Here is a 22,887-nt window from a genome sequence, read left to right as displayed (position 1 = left end):
AGTTGATCGTGAAGTGGGGCTGGGGAGGGTACCATAACGCAAGACAATCTGGCCTTGCCCGCTGACGGGCAAGGGGCATCGTCGTTCAGGCTCGATGGCTACCAGAAGCCTCCGGCGTGCCGGCTGGACGCGTAGTCCAGGTGCAGGGCGAAGGAGCTCTGGAAGAATTCCAGCAGCCGGGTATCCAGCACCATCTCGTTGAGCGAAGCGAGCGAGCCGATGACCTGCTGCACGTCGGCTTCGGTCTCGCCGCAGCGGTTCTCGTGGCACAGGCGCTGGGTCTGCGGGTCAGCGCTGATACGGCAGATGCACTCGGCGTCGTAGCAGGAGTTGCGGACCTTCAGGCTCAACTCCGGCAGGTCGCGGCGGCCATCCAGCAATTCCACGCTGCATTCCAGGCCGTGTTCGCGGGCAAATTCGCTGGCGCGGGCGAAGGCCGGCAGGGCCACCTCCACCAGGGCACTCTGGTAGGCATTGGCGAAACTCTCGGGGTCATCGCTCATCCATGGTCTCCTGTGCTGATTGCACGATGCCTGGCCTGCGGGCGGCCGGGGTTGAGTGATGGACCACGGAACACGCGGCTTTCACGATGTATCGGGTGAGTTTCCGCCGAGCGGTTGGCCGCCGCTGGCGAATTCGTCCAAACCAAATCGCCTTCGTGCCGGTCTGGACTCCTATCAGGGGCACCACAAGAGCCGGCCATGGACACACTCGAGCGCATCTGGCTGACGCTGGTCGCGGAGTTCTCCGACCTCAGCGACGTCGAGCAGATCACCCGCGCCACGCTGCGCCTGAGTCTCGCCGCGTTCCTCGGCGGCGTGCTGGGCTTCGAACGCGAGAGCCAGGGCAAGGCCGCCGGCCTGCGCACGCACATGCTGGTGACCTTGGGCGCGGCGCTGTTCGTGATGGCGATCCGCGAGGGCGGTGCCCAGGCCGATGCGGTCAGCCGGGTGATCCAGGGCATCGCCGCAGGCATCGGCTTCCTCTGCGCGGGCACCATCCTCAAGGGCAGCCAGGTCTCGGAGGTGAAGGGTCTGACCACCGCCGCCGGGCTCTGGCTGAGCACCGCCATCGGCATCAGCGTGGGTCTCGGGCATTCGGCGACCGCGGTGCTCGGCACCGTGCTCGCCCTGCTGGTGCTGCACTGCCTGCCCCGTCGCTTCGAGCACAACCGCTAGCGCAATTAGCCTGAACTTGCCGGATCGCAGCCGTTCCCAACCCCTGTAGCTCGCCAATCCACCACGAGCGCGCCAGGGGCGCGCACCGCCGCGAGGAGGGCGCCGCAATGGAACTGGAGAATCCGGCCAGCCGGGCCGAGGCCGCCGCCAACGAGGCGCGGATCGTCATCGAGGACGTGGAACCGCGCCTGGAAAGCGGCCGCTTCGCCGCCAAGGCCATCAGCCACCGCGCATCGCGCATCCATGCGCGCATCTTCAGCGATGGCCACGACAAGCTGGCCGCCGAGGTCGCCTGGCGCGAGGGCAAGGGCCAGCCGTGGCAGAAGACGCCGCTGCAGCCGTTGGGCAATGACCACTGGGAGGCGCTCATCACCCCGACCCAGGTCGGCCGCAGCGAATTCATCGTGCTGGCCTGGATCGACAGCTACGCGAGCTTTCGCTACGAGCTGGAGAAGAAGTACGCCGCCGGGCAGGTGGTGGACCTGGAGTTCCGCGAGGGCATCGAGCTGCTGCAGAACGTGCTGCAGACGGCGCCGGAGGACTGCGAAGCGGAGCTCGCGGAGATCGTCCGCGACCTGCAGGGCAAGGCCGGGCGCGAAGAGCGTTTCGGCCTGTTCATGGCACCGCGCACCCTGGCCGTGATGCAACGCGCCGAGCACCGCCCGTACCTCACCCGCAGCCTGACCTTCGAGCTGGACGTGGAGCGCCCGCTGGCCGAGTTTGCCAGCTGGTACGAGCTGTTCCCGCGCTCGGAGAGCCCCGTGCCGGGCCAGCACGGAACCTTCGCCGACGTTCACCGGCGGCTGCCGGACATCGCCGCCATGGGTTTCGACGTCCTCTATTTTCCGCCGATCCATCCCATCGGCCGGCAGCATCGCAAGGGCCGTAACAACAGCCTGCAGGCCGGCCCGGACGACCCCGGCAGCCCCTATGCCATTGGCAGCGAGGAGGGCGGCCACGAAGCCGTGCACCCGCAGCTGGGCACCCTGGAGGACTTCCGCGAGCTGGTCGAGGCCGCACGCGAGCACGGCCTGGAAGTCGCCCTGGACTTCGCCATCCAGTGCTCGCCGGACCACCCCTGGCTGCGCGAGCATCCCGGCTGGTTCAGCTGGCGCGCCGACGGCACCATCCGCCACGCGGAGAACCCGCCGAAGAAGTACGAGGACATCGTCAATGTCGACTTCTATGCGCCGGACGCCGTGCCTGATCTGTGGATGGGGCTGCTGCAGGTGGTGCTGGGCTGGGTGGAGCAGGGCGTCAACCTGTTCCGCGTCGACAACCCACACACCAAGCCGCTGCCGTTCTGGGAATGGTTGATCGCCGAGGTGCGCCGTGAACACCCGCAGGTGATCTTCCTCGCCGAGGCCTTCACCCGCCCGGCGATGATGGCGCGCCTGGGCAAGGTCGGCTTCAGCCAGAGCTACACCTACTTCACCTGGCGCAACACCAAACAGGAGCTGGAGGAGTACTTCAGCGAGCTGAACCAGCCGCCGCTGCGCGACTGCTACCGGCCGAACTTCTTCGTCAACACGCCGGATATCAACCCGTACTTTCTGCAGCGTTCCGGGCGTGCTGGCTTTCTCATTCGCGCCGCGCTGGCGACCATGGGCTCGGGGTTGTGGGGCATGTACTCGGGCTTCGAGCTGTGCGAGGCGGACCCGGTACCGGGCAAGGAGGAGTACTTCGACTCCGAGAAGTACCAGCTGCGCCAGCGCGACTACCACGCCCACGGCAACATCGTCGGCGAGATCACCCGGCTCAACCGCATCCGCCGCGAGAACCCGGCGCTGCACAGCCACCTCGGCTTCCAGGCCTATCACGCGTTCAACGACAACATCCTGCTGTTCGGCAAGCGCACCGCCGACCTCTCCAACTTCATCCTGGTGGCGGTCAGCCTCGACCCGGAGAACGCCCAGGAGGCGGACTTCGAACTGCCGCTGTGGGAGTTCGGCCTGCCCGATGATGCGTCCATGGGCGGTGAGGACCTGATGAACGGCCACCGCTGGACCTGGCGCGGCAAGCGCCAGTGGATGCGCATCGAGCCCTGGCACCTGCCGTTCGGCATCTGGCGCCTGCATCCCGAGACCTGACCCGTACAGGAGCGCGACCCATGGCCAAGCGCAAGACCCGCCCCTTTCTCGATGACCCGCTCTGGTACAAGGACGCGGTCATCTACCAGCTGCACGTCAAATCCTTCTTCGACGCCAACAACGACGGCATCGGCGACTTCCGCGGGCTGATCGAGAAGCTCGACTACATCGCCGAACTGGGCGTGAACACCCTCTGGCTGCTGCCGTTCTACCCCTCGCCACGGCGCGACGACGGCTACGACATTGCCATGTACAAGGGCGTGCACCCGGACTACGGCACCCTGGCCGATGCCCGCCGCTTCATCGATGCGGCGCACGAGCGCGGCCTGCGGGTGATCACCGAGCTGGTCATCAATCACACCTCCGACCAGCACCCCTGGTTCCAGCGCGCGCGGCGGGCGAAGAAGGGCTCCCAGGCGCGCAACTGGTACGTGTGGTCCGACGACGACGGCAGGTACGACCAGACGCGGATCATCTTCATCGACTCCGAGCAGTCCAACTGGACCTGGGACCCGGTCGCCGGGCAGTACTTCTGGCACCGCTTCTATTCGCACCAGCCGGACCTGAATTTCGACAACCCGCAGGTGCTGCGCGCGGTGCTCGGGGTCATGCGCTACTGGCTGGACATGGGCGTCGACGGTCTGCGCCTGGACGCCATCCCGTACCTGATCGAGCGCGACGGCACCAACAACGAAAACCTCCCCGAGACCCACGTGGTGCTCAAGCGCATCCGCGCCGAGCTGGATGCCCACTACCCGGACCGCATGCTGCTGGCCGAGGCCAACCAGTGGCCGGAAGACACCCGCCCGTACTTTGGAGGGACGGACGGCGGCCCCGGCGACGAATGCCACATGGCCTTCCACTTCCCGCTGATGCCGCGCATGTACATGGCCATCGCCCAGGAAGACCGCTTCCCGATCAGCGACATCCTGCGCCAGACCCCGGCCATCCCCGACAACTGCCAGTGGGCGATCTTCCTGCGCAACCACGATGAACTGACGCTGGAGATGGTCACCGACGACGAGCGTGACTACCTCTGGAACTACTACGCCGCCGACCGCCGCGCGCGCATCAACCTGGGGATTCGCCGGCGCCTCGCACCGCTGGTGGAGCGCGACCGCCGGCGCATCGAGCTGCTCAACAGCCTGCTGCTGTCCATGCCCGGCACGCCGACCCTGTACTACGGCGACGAGATCGGCATGGGCGACAACATCTACCTCGGCGACCGCGATGGTGTGCGCACGCCCATGCAATGGTCGGCGGACCGCAACGGCGGCTTCTCCCGCGCGGACCCGGCGAGCCTGGTGCTGCCGCCGATCCTCGATTCGCTGTATGGCTACCAGAGCGTCAACGTCGAGGCCCAGGCCCGCGACGCGCACTCGCTGCTCAACTGGATGCGCCGCATGCTCGGCGTGCGCAAGCAGCAGAAGGCCTTCGGTCGCGGCAGCATCAGCATGCTGTCGCCGCCCAACCGGCGCATCCTCGCCTACCTGCGCCAGTACCGGCCGGAGGGTGAGGACGCGGGTGATGAGAGCATCCTCTGCGTCGCCAACCTGTCCAACGCCGCCCAGGCGGTGGAGCTGGACCTCTCCGCGTTCGACGGCCGGGTGCCGGTGGAGATGCTCGGTGGTGCGTCCTTCCCGCCCATTGGCCGACTGACCTACCTGCTGACCCTGCCGCCCTACGGCTTCTACTGGTTCTACCTGGCCGACAGCCAGCAGATGCCGGCCTGGCACGTGCAGCCGGTAGAGCGCATGCCCGAACTGCCGACCCTGGTGCTGGCGCAGCGCCTGGGCGAGATCATGCAGGGCGCGCCGCGCGAGCTGCTGGAGAACGACTCGTTGCCGCGCTACCTGCCCAAGCGCCGCTGGTTCGCCGCCGGCCGCCTGGAGACGGGCAGCGCCCATCTGCTCTACGCCATGCCGCTGACCGAAGACGATGCGGCGCCGATGCTGGCGGAGGTGGAGGTTGCCGGGGCCGAGGGCGCCGAGCATTACCAGTTGCCCTTGGCTGCCGTGCCGGAGAAGGCCAGCACCGGCCACGACCTGCCGCAACAGCTGGCCATGGCCCGACTGCGCCGCGGGCGCAAGGTCGGCCTGCTGACCGATGCCTTCGCCTTGCCGGCATTCAGCCGCCTGGTGCTGCGCCTGCTGCGCGAGACCGCAACCCTGCAAGGCCCCGCCGGCGAGCTGCAGTTCCTGCCGCAACCGGGGCTGCTGCAGTACAGCGAGATCGGTGAAGACGCAGAGGTGCGGGTACTCAGCGTCGACCAGTCCAACAGCTCCGCGCTGATCGCCGACCGGCTGCTGCTCAAGCTGCTGCGCCGGGTGTTCCCCGGCGTACACCCGGAAGCGGAAATGGGTGGCTACCTGAGCCGGCGCGGCTTCGCCAATATCGCTCCACTGCTGGGCGAAGTGCGCCGCATCGACGCCCTTGGGCACCCGCATACACTGATGCTGCTGCAGGGCTACCTGAGCAACCAGGGCGACGCCTGGAACTGGTCGCTGAACCAGCTGGAGCGCGCCATGCGCGACGGCCTGCTGCCGGGCGTGGAAACCGCCGAGCCGGAATTCGATGCGATGGAGGAGCTACGCCTGTTCGCCGGCAAGCTCGGCCTGCGCCTGGGCGAAATGCACCAGTTGCTCGCCGAGGCGACCGAGGTGCCGGACTTCGGCCTGCACCGCAGTGCCGCCGCCGATAGCACAGCATGGACCAGCAGTATCAGCGCGCAGATCGAACAGGCGCTGGAAGCCCTGCAACGCTCGCGCGGCCAGCTGGATGAGCGCGGCGGCGTGATGGTCGACTGGTTGCTGGAAAAACGCAGCGAACTGCTGCAGGCCGTGGGCAATCTCGCGCGGCTGGCGGAGGGCGGGGTGATGATCCGCGTCCACGGCGACCTGCACCTGGGCCAGGTGCTGGTGGTGCAGGGCGATGCCTTCCTCATTGACTTCGAGGGCGAGCCGAATCGCCCGCTGGCCGAGCGCCGCCGGCGCCACAGCCCGCTCAAGGACGTGACCGGCGTCCTGCGCTCCTTCGACTACGCCGCTGCCATGGCCCTGCGCAGCGCCCAGGGCACCGAGGCGCCGGCGGAGGTGCAGGCGGCCCGCGCTGAGCTGGCGCTGCGCTATCGCCGCGAAGCTCGCGACGCTTTCCTCGAGGCCTACCGAGCGGCGGCGGTGGACCTGCCCCATGAATGGCATGGTCGTGAAGGCGAGGGCGCGGCGCTGGCCCTGTTCAGCCTGGAGAAGGCTGCCTACGAAGTGCTCTACGAAGCCGGGCACCGCCCCGACTGGCTGGACGTACCCCTGCAGGGACTCTTTGAACTGGCGCGACACCTGATTGGAGGACGTACATGACCCCGCCCCGCGACCTGGACCATCTGCAGCGTGCCGACCACGCCGATCCCTTCGCCTTCCTCGGTCCGCACCGGGATGAAGACGGCGAGCTGGTGCGTGCGTGGCTGCCTGGCGCGCTGGCGGTGGAGCTGCTGTCGCCGCAGGACGAGTTCCTCGCCGCCATGGAGCCGCTGGATGCCGGCGGGCTGTTCATGGCGCGCCTGCCGCAGCGAACGCTCTACCGTCTGCGCATCCACTGGCCGGAGCACGAGCAGGTCACCGAGGACTCCTACGCCTTCGGCCCGTCCCTGAGTGAGCTGGATCTCTACCTGTTCGCCGAAGGCAATCATCGCCAGCTGGGCAAATGCTTCGGCGCACAGGTGATTGAGCACGAGGGCGTGCCCGGCGTGCGCTTCGCCGTGTGGGCGCCCAATGCCCGACGAGTATCGGTGGTGGGCGACTTCAACGGCTGGGACGGCCGCCGGCATCTGATGCGCCTGCGCTACCCGGCAGGGGTCTGGGAGCTGTTCATCCCGCGCTTGCAGCCGGGAGAAGTCTACAAATACGAACTGCTGGGCCAGGAAGGCCTGCTGCCGCTCAAGGCCGACCCCATGGCGCTGGCCACCGAGATGCCGCCGGCCACCGGCTCGCGGGTGCCTGACCCGACGCCTTTCGCCTGGAAGGACGACCCGTGGATGCTGCAGCGCGGCGAGCATCAGGGGTTCGACCGGCCGCTGTCCATCTACGAACTGCAAGCCGGCTCCTGGCAGTGGGTGGAAAACCGCGCGCCGACCTGGGACGAGCTGGCTGACCGGCTGATTCCCTATATCAACGACCTGGGCTTCACCCACATCGAGCTGATGCCGATCATGGAACACCCCTTCGGCGGCTCCTGGGGCTACCAGCCGCTGTCGCTGTTCGCGCCCACTGCGCGCTACGGCAGTCCGGCGGATTTCGCTCGCTTCGTCGATCGCTGCCACCAGGCCGGGATCGGCGTGATCCTCGACTGGGTGCCGGCGCATTTTCCCACTGATGCCCATGGCCTGGCGCACTTCGACGGCACCGCGCTGTACGAGTACGCGCACCCGTTCGAGGGCTTCCACCAGGACTGGGATACCTTCATCTACAACCTGGGCCGTAACGAGGTGCACGGCTTCATGCTGGCCTCGGCGCTGCACTGGCTGCGCGAGTACCACATCGACGGATTGCGAGTGGATGCGGTGGCCTCGATGCTCTACCGCGACTATTCGCGCAAGGATGGTGAGTGGATTCCCAACCGCCTCGGCGGCCGGGAGAACCTAGAAGCCATCGAGTTCCTCAGCCACCTCAACGCTGTGGTGCTGACCGAGGCGCCGGGCGCACTGGTGATCGCCGAGGAGTCCACCGCCTGGCCGGGCGTCAGCCGGCCCACGGAGGAGGGCGGCCTGGGCTTCGCCTACAAGTGGAACATGGGCTGGATGCACGACAGCCTCTCGTATATCCGCGAGGACCCGATCAACCGCGGCTACCACCATCACAAGCTGACCTTCGGGTTGCTCTACGCGTTCTCCGAGCACTTCATCCTGCCCATCTCCCACGACGAGGTGGTGCACGGCAAGGGCTCGCTGCTGGGCAAGATGCCGGGGGACCGCTGGCAGCAATTCGCCAACCTGCGGCTGTTCCTCTCGCTGATGTGGACCCATCCGGGCAAGAAGCTGCTGTTCATGGGCTGCGAATTCGGCCAGTGGCGCGAGTGGGACCACGACGGCCAGCTGGACTGGTACCTGCTGCGCTACGCCGAGCACTTCGGCGTCCAGGCGCTGGTTCGCGAGCTGAACCAGCTGTTGCGTGACGAGCCCGCACTGCATGCCTTCGATGACCGAGCCGAAGGCTTCCACTGGTTGATCGGCGACGATCAGCGCAACAGCGTCTACGCCTGGTTGCGGCTGGCCGGCGACGGCGCGCCGCTGCTGGTGGTGCACAATTTCACCCCGCTGCCGCGCCCGCACTACCGCATCGGCGTGCCGCTGGCGGGGCACTGGCAGGTGCTGCTCAACAGCGATGCCGACAGCTTCGGCGGCTCTGGCGCGGGCAGCCGTGGGATGCTGGAGAGTGACCCGCATGAGTCCCACGGGCAGGCGCAGTCCCTGGCGCTCGACCTGCCGCCGCTGGGCTGCCTGATACTGCGCCCGGCGGGCGATGCCATCGATCTGTAGCCGCGGGCATGGCCCGTTCCCGCAGCTACGCCACGGCGGCTGATTCGGCTTCCGCGCGCAGCGCCGCGATGACGGCCGGCCGCGCGCCGGTTGTGTCGCGGAAACGGCGGATGACGGGGAAGGGCGAGAGGTCTACCTTCAGGTGTTCCGCCCAGCCCAGCACGGTGAACAGGTAGGCATCGGCGATGCTGAAACCCTCACCGAAACAGTGGCCGCTCTCGCCCAGCACCTGTTCCATGTAGCCCAGCCGTTTCGCCAGCTTGCCGCGCAGCACAGCTTTCACGTCTTGCGGAATCTCGCTGCTGAACAGCGGGCTCATGCCGGCATGCAATTCGCTGCCGATGAAGTTCAGCTGGGCCTGCAGCTGTGTGCGCGCCAGGCTGCCGTTGGCCGGCGCAAGGCCGGCCTCGGGCTGCAGGTCGGCGAGGTACTGTAGAATCGCCGCGCCTTCGGTCAGCACCGTGCCGTCTTCCAGTTCCAGCGCCGCGACATAACCTTTCGGGTTGATCCGGTAGAAGTCGCCGCCGTCGGCGGTACGCTTGGTCTGGTTGTTCACGCGTACCAGCGAGAATGGCAGGCCCAGCTCGCGCAGGACGATGTGCGGGGCGAGGGAGCAGGCGTTGGGGGCGAAGTAGAGCTTCATCGGGCGGACTCTGGTCGGAAATGGGTGGCCAGTATTCCCGACCCCGATGCGGCGCGTAAGAACGCACTTTTTTGTGCGCTGGGCACAAAAAGGTTACCGGGAAGCAAAGATGAAGAAGAACGTTTCGGGCTGCTCGGTCGAGGAGGCCATGCGGATGATCGGCGGTCGCTGGCGGCTGCTGCTGGTGTCGTATCTGCTCGACGGCAGCAAGCGCTTCAACGAGTTGCGCCGTGACATGCCGGAGATTTCCCAGCGGGTGCTGACCGCCGAGCTGCGGGCGCTGGAGGAGGCGGGGATGGTGATTCGTACCGTGTATCCCGAGGTTCCGCCGCGGGTGGAGTACTGCCTGAGCTATGACGGTGACCGCTTGCGGCCGGTGGTGGAGGTGGTGAAGACCTTCGGACTCTGGCTCAAGGCCCGTCCGGAGCTGTAGGGCGAGGACACCTGGCCCCACGAAGCGCCCCTGAAGGCGCGCTTGGTCGCTACCGCTGGCGGTTGTGCCGCTGCCAGCGCCGGCCCTGCCGGCCGATCGCGAGCATGGCTCGCTCCTACAGGTTGTTTCCCCGCGAATTCCGGGTTGCACCTTTTCCAGCTCTGGCACGAACACTGCTTTCTTCCTGTCGTCCGGCCGACCCCTGCGGGTTGTAGCTGGGCGAGCCCGTGGTCATGCTCCGTTTGGTAGCGCCGTGTGGGGGAAATGTCACCGGTTGCACCGGATCTGCGCGTAAGACCAAAGGCTTGTTTTTATTGGGTTGCACCTGGTTGCACCTTGCGATTCGGCGGTATAACCTTGCGCCGTTTTCAGGCACACCTTCTAACAACAGGAAGCCCCATGGCCACCACCACCCTTGGCGTGAAGCTCGACGACGCCACCCGCGAGCGCCTCAAGCTGGCTGCCCAGCAACTCGACCGTACCCCGCACTGGCTGATCAAGCAGGCCATCTTCTCCTACCTGGAGCAGGTGGAAGGCGGGCTCACCCCGGCCGAGCAATCCGGGCTGGCAGCGGCGGCGGGCGAGGAATCGCTGGATTCGCTGAACGAACAAGGGTTGCAGGTCTTCCTCGATTTCGCCGAAAGCATCCTGCCGCAGTCGGTGCTGCGCGCGGCCATCACCGCCGCCTACCGCCGCCCGGAAACCGAAGCGCTGCCGATGCTGCTGGACCTGGCCCGCCTGCCGAAAGAACAGGCCGGCGCCGCCAGCAAGATGGCGCTGGGCATTGCCGAGAAGCTGCGTAACCAGAAGAACGCCGGTGGCCGCCAGGGCCTGGTGCAGGGCCTGTTGCAGGAGTTCTCCCTGTCGTCCCAGGAAGGCGTGGCGCTGATGTGCCTGGCCGAAGCGCTGCTGCGCATCCCGGACAAGGCCACCCGTGACGCGCTGATCCGCGACAAGATCAGCAACGGCAACTGGAGCCAGCACCTGGGCCAGAGCCCGTCGATGTTCGTCAACGCCGCCTCCTGGGGCCTGCTGATCACCGGCAAGCTGGTGGCGACCCACACCGAAGCCGGCATGTCCTCGTCGCTCAACCGCATCATCGGCAAGTCCGGCGAGCCGCTGATCCGCAAGGGCGTGGACATGGCCATGCGCCTGATGGGCGAGCAGTTCGTCACCGGCGAAACCATCGCCGAGGCCCTGGCCAATGCGGCGAACATGGAATCCCGCGGCTTCCGCTACTCCTACGACATGCTCGGCGAAGCCGCGCTGACCGAGGAGGACGCCAAGCGCTACCTGGCCTCCTACGAGCAGGCGATCCATGCCATCGGCAAGGCTTCCCATGGTCGTGGCATCTACGAAGGCCCGGGCATCTCGATCAAGCTTTCCGCGCTGCACCCGCGCTACAGCCGCGCGCAGTACGACCGCGTGATGGACGAGCTGTACCCGACCGTGCTCGGCCTGGTGAAGATGGCCCGCGACTACGATATCGGCATCAATATCGACGCCGAGGAAGCCGACCGCCTGGAAATCTCCCTCGACCTGCTCGAGCGCCTGTGCTTCGAGCCGTCGCTGGCCGGCTGGAACGGCATCGGCTTCGTCATCCAGGCCTACCAGAAGCGCTGCCCGTACGTGATCGACTACGTGATCGACCTGGCCAAGCGCAGCCGCCACCGCCTGATGATCCGTCTGGTGAAGGGCGCCTACTGGGACAGCGAGATCAAGCTGGCCCAGGTCAACGGCCTGGAAGGCTACCCGGTCTATACCCGCAAGCCGTACACCGACGTGTCGTACCTGGCCTGCGCGCGCAAGCTGCTGGCCGTGCCGGAATCCATCTACCCGCAGTTCGCCACCCACAACGCCCACTCGCTGTCGGCCATCTACCAGCTGGCCGGGCAGAACTACTACCCGGGCCAGTACGAGTTCCAGTGCCTGCACGGCATGGGCGAGCCGCTCTACGAGCAGGTGGTGGGCAAGGTCGCCGACGGCAAGTTCAACCGTCCGTGCCGCATCTACGCCCCGGTGGGCAGCCATGAAACCCTGCTGGCGTATCTGGTGCGTCGCCTGCTGGAAAACGGCGCCAATACCTCCTTCGTCAACCGCATCGCCGACCACAGCATCTCGCTGCAGGACCTGGTGCTCGACCCGGTGCTGCAGGTCGAGCAGATGGCCGCGCAGGAAGGCACCCTGGGCCTGCCGCACCCGCGCATCCCGCTGCCGCGCGACCTCTATGGCGATTCCCGACTGAACTCCGCCGGCATCGACCTGGCCAACGAACACCGCCTGGGTTCGCTGTCCTCGGCGCTGCTGTCGAGCACCAACACCGTCTACATCGCTGAGCCGATGCTGGGCCTGGCCGATGCCGCTCCGGGCGAGCCGCAGCCGGTACGCAACCCGGCCGACCTGCGTGACGTGGTCGGTCACGTGCGTGAAGCCAGCGAAGCCGACGTGAACAATGCCATCCTCGGCGCGCTGTCCAGCGCGCAGATCTGGCAGTCCACCCAGCCGGCCGAGCGCGGCGCCATCCTGCAGCGCGCCGCCGACCTGATGGAAGCCGAGATCCAGTCGCTGATGGGCGTGCTGGTGCGAGAGTCGGGCAAGACCTTCGCCAACGCCATCGCCGAAGTGCGCGAGGCGGTGGACTTCCTGCGCTACTACGGCGCCCAGGCCAGCACCCACTTTGCCAATGACAGTCATCGCCCACTGGGCCCGGTGGTCTGCATCAGCCCTTGGAACTTCCCGCTGGCGATCTTCAGCGGCCAGGTGGCCGCCGCCCTGGCCGCCGGCAACACCGTGCTGGCCAAGCCCGCCGAGCAGACTCCGCTGATCGCCGCGCAAGCCGTGCGCATCCTGCTGGAAGCCGGCGTGCCCGCCGGCGCCGTGCAACTGCTGCCGGGCCGTGGTGAAACCGTGGGTGCGCGCCTTGTCGGAGACGAGCGCGTGCGTGGCGTGATGTTCACCGGTTCCACCGAAGTGGCCGGCATCCTCCAGCGCAACATCGCCGGCCGCCTCGACGCCCAGGGTCGCACCATCCCGCTGATCGCCGAAACCGGCGGCCTCAACGCAATGATCGTCGACTCCTCGGCCCTGGCCGAGCAGGTGGTGGTCGACGTGGTCAACTCCGCCTTCGACAGCGCCGGCCAGCGTTGCTCCGCGCTGCGCGTGCTGTGCGTGCAGGAAGACGCCGCCGACCGCGTGGTGCAGATGCTCAAGGGCGCCATGGCCGAATACCGCGTCGGTGCGCCGGAACGCCTGCACACCGACATCGGTCCGGTGATCGACGAGGAAGCCAAGGGCAACATCGACAAGCACATCCAGACCATGCGCGACAAAGGCCGCAAGGTGTTCCAGAGTGCCCGCGTGGATGCCGAGGAAATCAAGCGCGGCACCTTCGTCGTGCCGACCCTGATCGAGCTGGACAGCTTCAGCGAGCTCAAGCGTGAAATCTTCGGCCCGGTGCTGCATGTGGTGCGCTACCAGCGCGCCGACCTGGACCAACTGCTCGCGCAGATCAACGAATCCGGCTACGGCCTGACCCTGGGCGTACACACCCGCATTGACGAGACCATCGCCCAGGTGGTGGGCACCGCCCATGTCGGCAACCTCTACGTGAACCGCAACGTGGTTGGCGCGGTGGTCGGCGTGCAGCCCTTCGGTGGTGAAGGCCTGTCCGGCACCGGTCCGAAGGCTGGCGGCCCGCTGTACCTGTATCGCCTGCTGTCGACCCGTCCGCAGGATGCGGTGGCCAACCAGCTCAAGGGCGACGGCGCCCAGGCGCTGCCGCGTCCGAAGGATGCCCAGCAGGCCGTGGACGCGCTGACCAAGTGGGCAGGGCAGAAGGACGCCGCCCTGGCGACCCTGCTCGGCGGCTACGGCGAACTCGCACAGAGCTTCACCCAGCAGGTACTCACCGGCCCTACCGGCGAGCGCAACACCTACACCCTGCTGCCGCGCGAGCACGTGCTGTGCCTGGCGGAAGACCGCTCCGACCTGCTGGCCCAGCTGGCTGCGGTGCTCAGCGTCGGCAGCCGTCCGCTGGTGGCCGAGTCCAACGCTGCCGTGGTCAAGGAACTGCCCAAGGAAGTCGCTCAGCGCATCGAGCTGGTCGCCGACTGGAGCGTGACCGACAAGGTGTTCGACGCCATCCTGCACCACGGCGATTCGGACCAGCTGCGTGCGGTCTGCGAGCAGGCCAGCAAGCGCAAGGGCGCCATCGTCGGCGTCACCGGGCTGAACCGCGGGGAAACCGACATCCCGCTGGAACGCCTGCTGATCGAGCGAGCCCTGAGCGTCAACACCGCCGCTGCCGGCGGCAACGCCAGCCTGATGACCATCGGCTGACGACGGTGCCGGAAGCGCCTTACCGGGCGCTTCCGGCCAGTTTTACGGCTGCATCTGCGGCCACGCGGCCCGCCAGCCCTCGGGCGGAGCTACCCGCTCCCGGCAGGCCGTTCCCCTCGCGCTTCCTGCGCAATCCGTCTCGGGCCCAGCGCCCGGCACAACGGCGGGGCTATCCGCTCCGCCGATTCCTTTCCTTCCGACTCAGACCGGCGCCGCGGTGCGGGTCAGCTGCTCCAGCAGTTCAAGGTCAGTGCTCATGCCCGAGGTCTCGCGGATGCGCGCGAGGATTTCCTTCTTCAGGGTGATGAATTCGGGAGCCATCTTCATGTCCTGGTTGCGCTCGGCCGGCAGCGGCACCTCGTAGACGCTGTCGATGCGGCCGGGGCGCGGCGCCATCAGCACCACGCGCCCGCCCAGGTAGATTGCCTCGTCGACGTCGTGGGTGACGAACAGGATGGTGCTGTTCTCCAGGCGGTGTACGTGGCGGATCAGGTCATGCATCACCTCGCGGGTCTGCGCGTCCAGCGCGCCGAAGGGCTCGTCCATCAGCAGGATCTGCGGCTTGGGCATCAGCGCACGGGCGATCGCCACCCGTTGCTGCATGCCCCCGGAAAGCTGGCTGGGGTAGGCCTGGGCGAATGCCGACAGGCCCATCAGGCTGAGCAGCGCGTCGGCGCGGCCGCTGGCGACTTCCACGTCGGCGTCGCCGCGCACGGTGTCGGACACCACCTTGAGCCGGCGGCAGAACTTGATGTTCTCCATCACCCGCAGCCAGGGGTACAGGCTGTAGTGCTGGAAGACCATGGCGCGGTCGATGCCGGGGCCGTCCACGGCGCGGCCATCGACGAGGATTTCGCCGCCGCTGTGGCGTTCCAGCCCGCCGATGCTGCGCAGCAGGGTGGACTTGCCGCAGCCCGAGGCGCCGACGAAGGTGACGAACTCGTTGGCACGGATTTCCAGGTTCACGTCCTGCAGAGCCTGCACGTGCCGGCCCTGGCTGCTGAAGACCTTGTCGACGTGGCGAATGGCGATCTTGTTCTGGCTCATCAGGCTTACCTCTTCATCCAGGGAAAGGCGACCCGGCCGAGCCAGCGGAAGGCCTGGTCGGTGAGCAGGCCGATGACGCCGATCAGCAGGATGCCGGCGAAGATCTTGTCAGTCTGCATGTAGCGCTGGGCGCGCAGGATGGCGTAGCCCAGGCCGGAGTTGGCGGCGACCAGTTCGGCCACCACCAGGTAGGTCCAGGCCCAGCCGCAGGTGATGCGCAGGGTGTCCAGCAGCGCCGGGCGCGCCGAGGGCAGCACCACCAGGCGGATGGTCTCGGCGCGGCTGGCGCCCATGGTCTGCGCCGCCTCGATCTGTGCCATGGGCACGCGGCGCACATCCTCGGCGACCATCAGCACCATCTGGAAGAAGGTGCCGATGAAGATGATCAGCACCTTGGAGCCTTCGTCGATGCCGACCCAAAGCATCACCAGCGGGATGAACGCCACCGCCGGCATGTAGCGGATGAAGTCGGTGAGCGGTTCGAGGAAGGCCTGCACCGGGCGGTAGGTGCCGATGTAGAGGCCCAGCGGCAGGGCGATCACCGCCGAGGCGAGGAAGCCGGCCATGACCCGCCAGACGCTGATGGCGATGTCGCCCACCAGCCCTTCGTCGCTCCACCAGTGGCCAATGCGCTTGAGCACGGCGTCCGGGCCGGGGAAGAACATCGGGTTGGCCAGACCGGCAGCGCTGTAGGCCCACCAGAACAGCAACGGCAACAGCAGCCCGGCGGCGGCCAGGGTCCAGATGGCGCTGCGCGGCAGCTCGCCACGGATCACCCACCAGCGCTGGCGGGCGGGTTGCGCGACGGGGCGGGGCAGGGGCTGGTGAGCGGTCATGGCGTCACCTCCTCATTGGGGTACAGGGGCAGCTCGCAGGGTTGCCAGCCACCGGCGGGCGGCGTGGCGCCCAGGCTGTTGAGCCAGTTGGCGTCGCGCAGCAGTTCGGGGTGGTCGGGATCGGCTTCGACGGGTAGCAGGCGAGTGCCGATGCGTGCGGGCAGCGTGCTCAGTTCGATACGCCAGGGTGTTATGCCGCCCTGGTGACGGCCGAAGCTCAGCTCGAAATCCAGCAGCTCGGGGTTGTCGCTATCCAGCATTGCGGCCAGTGATGGTGCGTGGGGCTGCGGCAGGCGCCGCCCGGCGGCGAACAGGAAGCAGTCGCCGGCCAGCAGCAGGCAGCCCTGGCGGCCGTCCGCTCCGAGCAGCCAGGTGCCACGGTTGCGCCCGAGGGATTCGGGCAGGCGCTCCCAGACTTCGTGGTAGCTGCCGTCCAGGCCGTCCTCCAGCACCTTTTCGCTGTCCACGAAGTGCATGCGGCCGATGTCCTCGCCGCCGTTGGGCGGCTGGAAGTCGATTGCGCGGTGCCACTGGCAGATATCACCGGTGATCTCGGTGAGGCCGGCGAAACCGGCCTGGGTGGCCAGTTCTTCGGGCGTTTCGGGGGCCGGCAGCGGAATGCGCAGGTCGGCGAACAGGCGCTCGGTCTGCAGCCAGTAGACGCGGGTGCTGATGTCATGCGTACCGCCGGTAGTGGTCAGCAGGGTGCGCTGCCAGACGCCGAGATAGGCGGGCGGTACTGCGGAGATGTTCAGGCCAGGCATGCGTTTTCCTCCCATTCGGCGAGCACGGAACGGCTGTCCAGTACGCGACCGAACAGCCCGCCTTCCACCTCGACCATGGCCAGGGCGGCGGCGTGCAGCTCCGCACTCGGCGAGCCGCAGGCATCGCTCACCAGCGTACAGGCGTAGCCCAGCTCCACCGCCGCGCGCTGGGTGGAAGAAACGCACACTTCGGTGGTCACGCCGCAGAGCACCAGGTGGCCGATACCGCGCCGACGCAGCAGCAGGTCCAGGTCGGTGTAAGCGAAGGCGCTGTAGCCCGGTTTGTCGATCACCGGCTCGTCGGCCAGCGGGCGCAGTTCGTCGATCAGGTCGTGGCCATACTCGCCGCGCACCAGCAATCGCCCCAATGGGCCGCGTACGCCGATGGGAGCGCCGGCATGCTCGGCACGGCGGCGCTTGCTCTCGTGCAGATCGGTGAGGTCGGGGCGGTGCCCTTCGCGGGTATGTACTACCAGCAGGCCCAGGGCGCGGGCGCTGTCCAGCAGGCGCGAGATGGCCGGGATCGGCGCGCGCAGGCGGCCGATCTCCAGCCCGGCCTGGTCGGCGTAGCCGCCGGGGGCACAGAAGTCGCGCTGCATGTCGATGACGATCAGGGCGACGCTCACAGCTCGAACTCCTTGCGTACCGCAGCGGCGATGCCTTTTACGATGTCCTTCGCCATGCGCAGGCCCTTGTCGGCGCTGGAACCGCGCGCCGAGGACAGCACGCCCGAAGGCGGCACCCACTCGGAGCGACTGGGGTACATGTCGTAGGGCGGGAAGTCGGCCGGGCCGTCGTCGGGGATCAGGTCCAGGCGCACCAGGTTGGGCAGGTAGTGCAGCATCAGCGAGGTCTCGATCACCGCCGCGTGCTCCAGCGCGAAGCCGGGGAAGCCGTCGGGGAATACGTCGTTCAGCGTGGCTTCGCTGCAGAAGTCCCAGTGCTCCAGACGCATCACTTCCAGCGGGCTGGAAGGCCCCAGCTCACGCAGCGCGAGCTGGATGCCCTCGGTGACGAACCATTGGTTCTCGTAGTGCCCGTCCACCAGCACGAGGCGGGTGACGCCGTGGCGGGCGAACTCGCGCACGGCGTCGCGCACCAGGGCGATCAGGGTCTGCCCGTCGAGGCTGGTGGTGCCGCAGAAGTGCTGGCCGCCGCCGCACTTGGGCTGGGACTTGTAGCCGTAGGACAGGGCGGGCGCGACCAGACCGTCGACCTGGCGGGCGACGTCTTCGCACAGCGCACTGGCCAGCAGTGCATCGGTGCCCAGCGGCAGGTGCGGGCCGTGCTGCTCGGTGGCGCCACAGGGCAGGAAGACCACGGGGGATTGCTCGCGCACCCGGCGCGCGTATTCGACCCAGCTGAGCTGGTCCATGCGGACAGTCATGTTTCGGCCTCGCAGAGAGTGGGGGAAAGGTCAGGAGAAGGGCGCGCGGCGATCAGCGCCGCCGCCAGAACCAGGGAGCCGCCGAGCCACTCGCGCAGGCCCAGCTCGCGCTCGCCGAACCACGCAGCGGTGAGGACCGCGACCAGCAGTTCGATCACCACCAGCACCGCGGCGCGACTCGCTTCGACGTGGCTGAAGCCAAATTGCGCGGCACCCATGGCAGCCAGCCAGAACAGGCCGAAACCAGCCAGTTGCAGCCATTGGTGGGCGTCGACGGTGGGCAGCGGCGTGCCTTGCAGCAGGCAGAACAACCCGCCCAGCGCGGCGCTGCCGATGAAGCCGACCACCGCCTTGCTGGCCAGCGGCACCTGCTCGGCGGCGCGGGTGGCCAGGTTGTTGAGGGCGAAGGCGAAGCCGGCGGAGAGCGCCAGCCATTCGCTGGCAGCCAGCGGGCGGAAGGTGTCATGGCTGATACCCAGGGTCAGGGCAATGCCAAGCATCGCCAGGGCCAGGGCGCCGAGCCGCGAGGGTGTCAGGCGTTCGCCGAACAGCAGGCGGCCACCGAGCAGGCCCCAGACTGGCGCCAGGTAGAACAGCAGCATGGCGCGCACCACATCGCCCTCGGACAGCGCCGCTACCAGCCCGGCCGTGGCCCAGCCGCCAAACACGCCGATGGCGAGCAGGGCGCCGCGTTGCGGCCACCACTGCCGGCGCTGGCTCAGCACCAGCGGCACGGCCAGCGCGCAGAGCAGCCCGTAGGTACAGAGCACCAGCGGCATGCCGGCAAGGCCCTGGCCGGCGAAGTGCGCCAGAGGCATCCAGCCCAGGCCCCAGATGGCGGCGCCCAGCAGCAGGACGATTTCCGCGCGCATCAGGCGCCCATCCAGGCGCCGCCATTGGCGCCGAGTATCTGTCCGTGGAAGAAGCTCGCGCTGGGCGAGACGAGGAACAGCACCGCTGCGGCGATCTCCTCCGGCTGACCGAGGCGGCCGGCGGGGATGGCGGTTTCGCGGGCGATCATCGCCTCGCTCATGTGCTCGACCGAGACCATCGGCGTCTCCACCGGGCCCGGCGCCACGCCGTTGATGCGGATGTGCGGGGCGAATTCCCGCGCCAGCGCCTTGGTCAGGCCGATCACCCCGGCCTTGGCGGTGCAGTACGCGGCGTAGCGCTCACGACCGAGCTGGCCCAGTTCCGAGGCAATATTGACGATGCTGCCGTTGCCGCGCGCCTGCATGTGCGTTAGGGCATGGCGGCAGCAGCGGTAGACGGCGTGCAGGTCGACACCGAGAAGGTTCGCCCAGTCGTCTTCGCTGGTGTCGAGGAAGGGCTTTTCCAGGATGATCCCGGCGTTGTTCACCAGGATGTCCAGTTCACCTTCGGCGAGCACGCGGGCGAACATCTCGGCGACCTGTTCCGGCTCCGCGACGTTGGCCTGCACGGCATAGGCGCGGCCCCCGCTGGAAGCGATGCGCGCTACCAGGGCGGTGGCAGCTTCCGTCTGGTCGAGGTGGTTGATCCACACGTGCGCACCGGCTTCCGCCAGCGCCAGGGCGATGGCCCGGCCGATGCCCTGGGTGGCGCCGGTGACCAATGCGGTCTGTCCTGCGAGTGGTTTCATCAGTGCATCACCTCGCCATGGCTGACCGATAGCGCCTGGCCTGTGATCGCCGAGGCCAGCGGACTGCCGAGGAACAGGAAGGTGCCGGCGAGATCGGCCGGCGTGAGCAGTTCCGGCACCGCCTGGGCGGCGAGGATCTGCGCCAGTTCGTGTTCCTCGCTGTGGCCGTTGGCTTGTGCCATCACCCGCAGCGAGCGCATGGCCGCTTCGGTGGCTATCCAGCCGGGGCACACGGCGTTGACGCGAATGAGCCTTGGCCCCAGTTCCCACGCCAGTGAGCGGGTCAGGCCGATCACCGCGTGCTTGCTGGCGACATAGGCGGAGAAGCCCGGCACGCCTTTCAGGCCCCAGATCGAAGCCTGGTTGATCACGCTGCTGCCGGCGTGCAGTTGCGGCAGCAGGGCGCGGGTCAGGCGCAGCATCGAGGCAACGTTGTTATCCAGCAGCGCCTGCCAGCGCTGGTCGGTCTCGGCGTTGCCGCCTTCCAGCGGCGTGGCGTACTCGACGCCGGCGTTGTTGATCAGCACGTCGAGCGCAGCGCCCTGGCGGCTGTCGGCGAAGGCGGCGATAGCGGCGCTGTCACCCAGGTCGAGGGTGGCAGCGCGCAGGTTGCACAGAGCCGCCAGTTCGTCCGCCACGCCTTGTAGTGCCTCGGCGTTGCGGTCGATCAGCTCCAGCGACGCGCCCTGTTCGGCGAATGCCCGCGCCAGGCCCTTGCCGATGCCGCTGGCGGCACCGGTGATGAGGACGCGTTTGCCCCGGTAGTCGATCATGCTCAGACCGCCGTCAGGAAAGAGACGCCCACGGCGCCGTAGAAGCCGTCGGCGCGGTCGTTGCCGGCGGGCGCGACCTCGCCGTAGTTGTCATCCACCACGCGGCGCAGGCGGTGCTGGTGGAAGCCCTTGAACAGCAGGTGCATCGGCAACACCTGGGCGTAGCCGTCGCCGTACAGTTCGTGGTGCAGCTTGCGCAGGCGGTACCAGGGCGCCACGGGTTTCTCGTGGTGGGCGTTGTGGTAGGCGAAGTTGAGCAGCAGCAGGTCGAGCACCGGCCAGCGCACCGAGACCACGTTGGAGAAGGTGTTCATCTGCTCGTAGGTGCGGTCGCGGGCCTTGTCGTCGGGGATCTTGCCGCCGTCCTCCAGCACCGCGAAGGCGTCGTAGGTGTGCTGGTAGGCGTCGGTGAAGCGCAGCACGATGATCATCAGCGTCCAGGCGACGAAGTAGAGCAGCAACGCTTTGAGCGAGACCGCGGCGACCAGGCCGAACAAGGCGCCGCGCACCAGCAGGGTCAGCGCCACACGGCGGCGGTTGGCGCGGTGGCGCGGGTTATCGGTGATGAAGGGCAGCAGGATCACGTAGTAATGCATGATCAGCTCCACCGCCGGTACGTAGGCCCACTCGGCGGCCAGCACCACGGCGCGCACCCAGCGAGGGCTGCGAGCGAGGAGATCCTTGGTATCGAAGGTGATCACGTCGGCACGATCGACGTGGTGGCGCATGTGCTTGCGGCGCAGGTCCTGGAAACCGGCATAGCAGCTGCCGCACAACCAGCTGCAGGCCTCGCCGGCCCAGGTGTTGTGCGCGGGCTTGGCGAAGATGGTGCCGTGGGCGAACTCGTGGATCAGGTAGGCCGCGACTATCATCGCGTGGCCCAGCAACAGGGTGCCGGCGGCATTGAGCAGCCAGCTCTCGGCGAACAGCAGGGCGAAGCCGGCGGCGTAGCCACCGAAGGCATAGGCCAGGGCCAGGCTGTTGGGCAGCCGGCCATCGGCGTAGCGGTACAGGGACGCGGACATGAAGAACCTCCGTAGGCGTTCCCGCCCTCCCGGCGGGAACGGTGGGTGGGCGCCTTACTGGGCGAGGGCCTGGACGAACTGCGCGTCGAAGGTCTGGGCGAAGTCGGGGATCGCCGGGATCTGGCTGTTGTCCTTGAGCAGTTGGGCGATCACTGCGCCGCTGCCGAAGAACGAGCTGGTGGCGTCGGACTTCTCGAAGTTCCTGTTCATCTCCGCCAGCGGGATGTTGTAGACCCCGGCCATCTGCTCCCTGGCCTCGGCGGCGCTGACGCCCAGCACCTTGCCGATGATCTCGGCGGACTCGTCCGGGTGCGCCTTCATGTAGGCCAGGCCGTCGGCGTAGCCCTGGATCATCGCGGTGATCGCCTTCTGGCGTTTGCCGATGACCTCCTGGTTGAACACCAGCACGTCGGTGATCAGCCCCGGCGCGTCCTTGGAGGAATACACGACGTGGAACTTGTCGCCGGGCATGCCGAGGATCTGCGAGACGTTGGGTTCGTAGGTCACGCCCACCGGCAGGCTGCCGGAGGCCATGGCGCCGGGGATGCCCTCGGGCGTCATGTTCACCGGGTTGATGTCCTTGTCGCTCAGGCCGTGGCTCTTGAGCGCATAGGCGAGCAGGAAATCGGACGGCGAGAGCGGGTTGAAGCCGATCTTCTTGCCCTTGAAATCGGCGACCGATTTGATCGACTTGTCGGCGACGATGGCGTCACCGCCGTTGGAGAAGTCGATGGGCATCACCACGCGGTAGGGCTGACCCTTGGCGACACCGCCGACCACCTGGTCGTAGGTGAGCATGCCGCCGTCGAGGGCGCCGCCGGTCATGGCCGTGGGGATCAGCGCCGGGTCGTTGAAGAACTGCAGCTCCACCTTCAGTCCGTGGGGCTTGTAGAGGTCGAGCTTGTCGGCGACGTAGAAGGGCGCGTAGCCGGCCCAGACGACGGTGCCGATCTTGAGCTTCTCGGCGGCCTGGAGCGTCAGCGGCACGACCCCGGCGGCAGCAAGCAGACAGGCACCGAGCAGGGTCTTGCGCAAAGAACGCAGGGAAAGCGGCATGGTCATGGCATTGCTCCTAACGGTTGGAAATCGGCACGGGATGACATCACGTCTCCCGGGCTTTTCTCCCGCCGTGTAGCCCTGTCCCTAGGGCCGGAAAACTCTCGGACCAGACGCCCTTCTCGCGAAGGACCGGAACCCTAGTTCGCCTGTGGTGCAACTCCAG

Annotated in this window: 18 protein-coding genes and 1 riboswitch; of the genes, 6 read left to right on the top strand and 12 right to left on the bottom strand. The window is 67.7% G+C overall.

Annotated features, from left to right (window positions below):
- Positions 1 to 98: 98 nt before the first annotated feature.
- Positions 99 to 503 (bottom strand): hypothetical protein, encoded by a 405-nt coding sequence (locus tag ABKS89_RS17165; RefSeq protein WP_138214324.1) that lies wholly within the window; start codon positions 501 to 503, stop codon positions 99 to 101.
- 198 nt (positions 504 to 701) lie between these two features.
- Here ABKS89_RS17165 and ABKS89_RS17160 point away from each other — a divergent pair, with 198 nt between their 5' ends.
- The 4 genes from ABKS89_RS17160 to glgB all read left to right on the top strand — a co-directional run bounded on the left by ABKS89_RS17160 (position 702) and on the right by glgB (position 8,798).
- Positions 702 to 1,178 (top strand): MgtC/SapB family protein, encoded by a 477-nt coding sequence (locus ABKS89_RS17160; protein ID WP_348586245.1) that lies wholly within the window; start codon positions 702 to 704, stop codon positions 1,176 to 1,178.
- A 107-nt stretch (positions 1,179 to 1,285) separates the two neighbouring features.
- Positions 1,286 to 3,268, top strand: coding sequence for an alpha-1,4-glucan--maltose-1-phosphate maltosyltransferase (locus ABKS89_RS17155; RefSeq protein ID WP_348586243.1), 1,983 nt, complete (start codon positions 1,286 to 1,288; stop codon positions 3,266 to 3,268).
- Positions 3,269 to 3,288: 20 nt separating this feature from the next.
- Positions 3,289 to 6,624 carry a maltose alpha-D-glucosyltransferase gene (treS, locus tag ABKS89_RS17150; RefSeq protein ID WP_348586241.1) on the top strand — a complete coding sequence of 1,112 codons (3,336 nt, stop codon included), beginning with the start codon at positions 3,289 to 3,291 and terminating at the stop codon, positions 6,622 to 6,624.
- On the top strand, positions 6,621 to 8,798 hold the full coding sequence (gene glgB / locus ABKS89_RS17145) for a 1,4-alpha-glucan branching protein GlgB (RefSeq protein ID WP_348586239.1): 2,178 nt from the start codon (positions 6,621 to 6,623) through the stop codon (positions 8,796 to 8,798). Before treS ends, glgB begins: the two co-directional genes overlap by 4 nt.
- Positions 8,799 to 8,823: 25 nt before the next feature.
- Here glgB and gstA read toward each other — a convergent pair whose 3' ends face one another.
- Positions 8,824 to 9,441 (bottom strand): glutathione transferase GstA, encoded by a 618-nt coding sequence (gene gstA, locus ABKS89_RS17140; protein WP_348586237.1) that lies wholly within the window; start codon positions 9,439 to 9,441, stop codon positions 8,824 to 8,826.
- Between the two features lie 109 nt (positions 9,442 to 9,550).
- Between gstA and ABKS89_RS17135 the strand changes: the two genes are divergently transcribed.
- Together ABKS89_RS17135 and putA are read left to right on the top strand one after the other, a co-directional pair.
- Positions 9,551 to 9,874 (top strand): winged helix-turn-helix transcriptional regulator, encoded by a 324-nt coding sequence (locus ABKS89_RS17135; RefSeq protein ID WP_348586236.1) that lies wholly within the window; start codon positions 9,551 to 9,553, stop codon positions 9,872 to 9,874.
- 399 nt (positions 9,875 to 10,273) lie between these two features.
- The gene (gene putA / locus ABKS89_RS17130; RefSeq protein ID WP_348586235.1) at positions 10,274 to 14,212 is read left to right on the top strand and encodes a trifunctional transcriptional regulator/proline dehydrogenase/L-glutamate gamma-semialdehyde dehydrogenase; all 3,939 of its coding nucleotides are present in this window, start codon (positions 10,274 to 10,276) and stop codon (positions 14,210 to 14,212) included.
- A 201-nt stretch (positions 14,213 to 14,413) separates the two neighbouring features.
- Here putA and ABKS89_RS17125 read toward each other — a convergent pair whose 3' ends face one another.
- Genes ABKS89_RS17125 through ABKS89_RS17080 form a run of 10 tightly spaced genes read right to left on the bottom strand, consistent with a single transcriptional unit; the run spans position 14,414 to position 22,727 of the window.
- Positions 14,414 to 15,259, bottom strand: a complete 846-nt coding sequence (locus ABKS89_RS17125) for an ABC transporter ATP-binding protein (RefSeq protein WP_348586233.1) — start codon at positions 15,257 to 15,259, stop codon at positions 14,414 to 14,416.
- A 5-nt stretch (positions 15,260 to 15,264) separates the two neighbouring features.
- The gene (locus ABKS89_RS17120) at positions 15,265 to 16,095 is read right to left on the bottom strand and encodes an ABC transporter permease (RefSeq protein ID WP_348586231.1); all 831 of its coding nucleotides are present in this window, start codon (positions 16,093 to 16,095) and stop codon (positions 15,265 to 15,267) included.
- Positions 16,092 to 16,859 (bottom strand): hypothetical protein, encoded by a 768-nt coding sequence (locus ABKS89_RS17115; protein ID WP_348586229.1) that lies wholly within the window; start codon positions 16,857 to 16,859, stop codon positions 16,092 to 16,094. The genes ABKS89_RS17120 and ABKS89_RS17115 overlap by 4 nt, the downstream gene beginning before the upstream one ends.
- Complete coding sequence (locus ABKS89_RS17110; protein ID WP_518301052.1) at positions 16,847 to 17,458, bottom strand: isochorismatase family protein; 612 nt, start codon at positions 17,456 to 17,458, stop codon at positions 16,847 to 16,849. The genes ABKS89_RS17115 and ABKS89_RS17110 overlap by 13 nt, the downstream gene beginning before the upstream one ends.
- Before the next feature lie 23 nt (positions 17,459 to 17,481).
- Positions 17,482 to 18,246: a creatininase gene (locus tag ABKS89_RS17105; RefSeq protein WP_348586227.1), complete on the bottom strand. Its 765-nt coding sequence runs from the start codon at positions 18,244 to 18,246 to the stop codon at positions 17,482 to 17,484.
- Positions 18,243 to 19,118 carry a DMT family transporter gene (locus tag ABKS89_RS17100; RefSeq protein WP_348586225.1) on the bottom strand — a complete coding sequence of 292 codons (876 nt, stop codon included), beginning with the start codon at positions 19,116 to 19,118 and terminating at the stop codon, positions 18,243 to 18,245. Before ABKS89_RS17100 ends, ABKS89_RS17105 begins: the two co-directional genes overlap by 4 nt.
- Positions 19,118 to 19,867, bottom strand: a complete 750-nt coding sequence (locus ABKS89_RS17095) for an SDR family NAD(P)-dependent oxidoreductase (protein ID WP_348586224.1) — start codon at positions 19,865 to 19,867, stop codon at positions 19,118 to 19,120. Before ABKS89_RS17095 ends, ABKS89_RS17100 begins: the two co-directional genes overlap by 1 nt.
- Positions 19,867 to 20,640, bottom strand: coding sequence for an SDR family NAD(P)-dependent oxidoreductase (locus tag ABKS89_RS17090; RefSeq protein WP_348586223.1), 774 nt, complete (start codon positions 20,638 to 20,640; stop codon positions 19,867 to 19,869). Before ABKS89_RS17090 ends, ABKS89_RS17095 begins: the two co-directional genes overlap by 1 nt.
- 2 nt (positions 20,641 to 20,642) lie before the next feature.
- Positions 20,643 to 21,665, bottom strand: coding sequence for a fatty acid desaturase family protein (locus tag ABKS89_RS17085; RefSeq protein ID WP_348586221.1), 1,023 nt, complete (start codon positions 21,663 to 21,665; stop codon positions 20,643 to 20,645).
- A 54-nt stretch (positions 21,666 to 21,719) separates the two neighbouring features.
- The gene (locus tag ABKS89_RS17080; protein WP_348586220.1) at positions 21,720 to 22,727 is read right to left on the bottom strand and encodes an ABC transporter substrate-binding protein; all 1,008 of its coding nucleotides are present in this window, start codon (positions 22,725 to 22,727) and stop codon (positions 21,720 to 21,722) included.
- Positions 22,728 to 22,771: 44 nt separating this feature from the next.
- A riboswitch (guanidine-I (ykkC/yxkD leader) is annotated at positions 22,772 to 22,876 on the bottom strand.
- Positions 22,877 to 22,887 lie beyond the last annotated feature (11 nt).

Source organism: Pseudomonas sp. LABIM340 (assembly GCF_040017195.2).
Taxonomy (GTDB): Bacteria; Pseudomonadota; Gammaproteobacteria; order Pseudomonadales; family Pseudomonadaceae; genus Pseudomonas.
The sequence above is the reverse complement of the archived record's forward strand: the minus strand, read 5'-3'. Positions and strand labels throughout refer to the sequence as shown.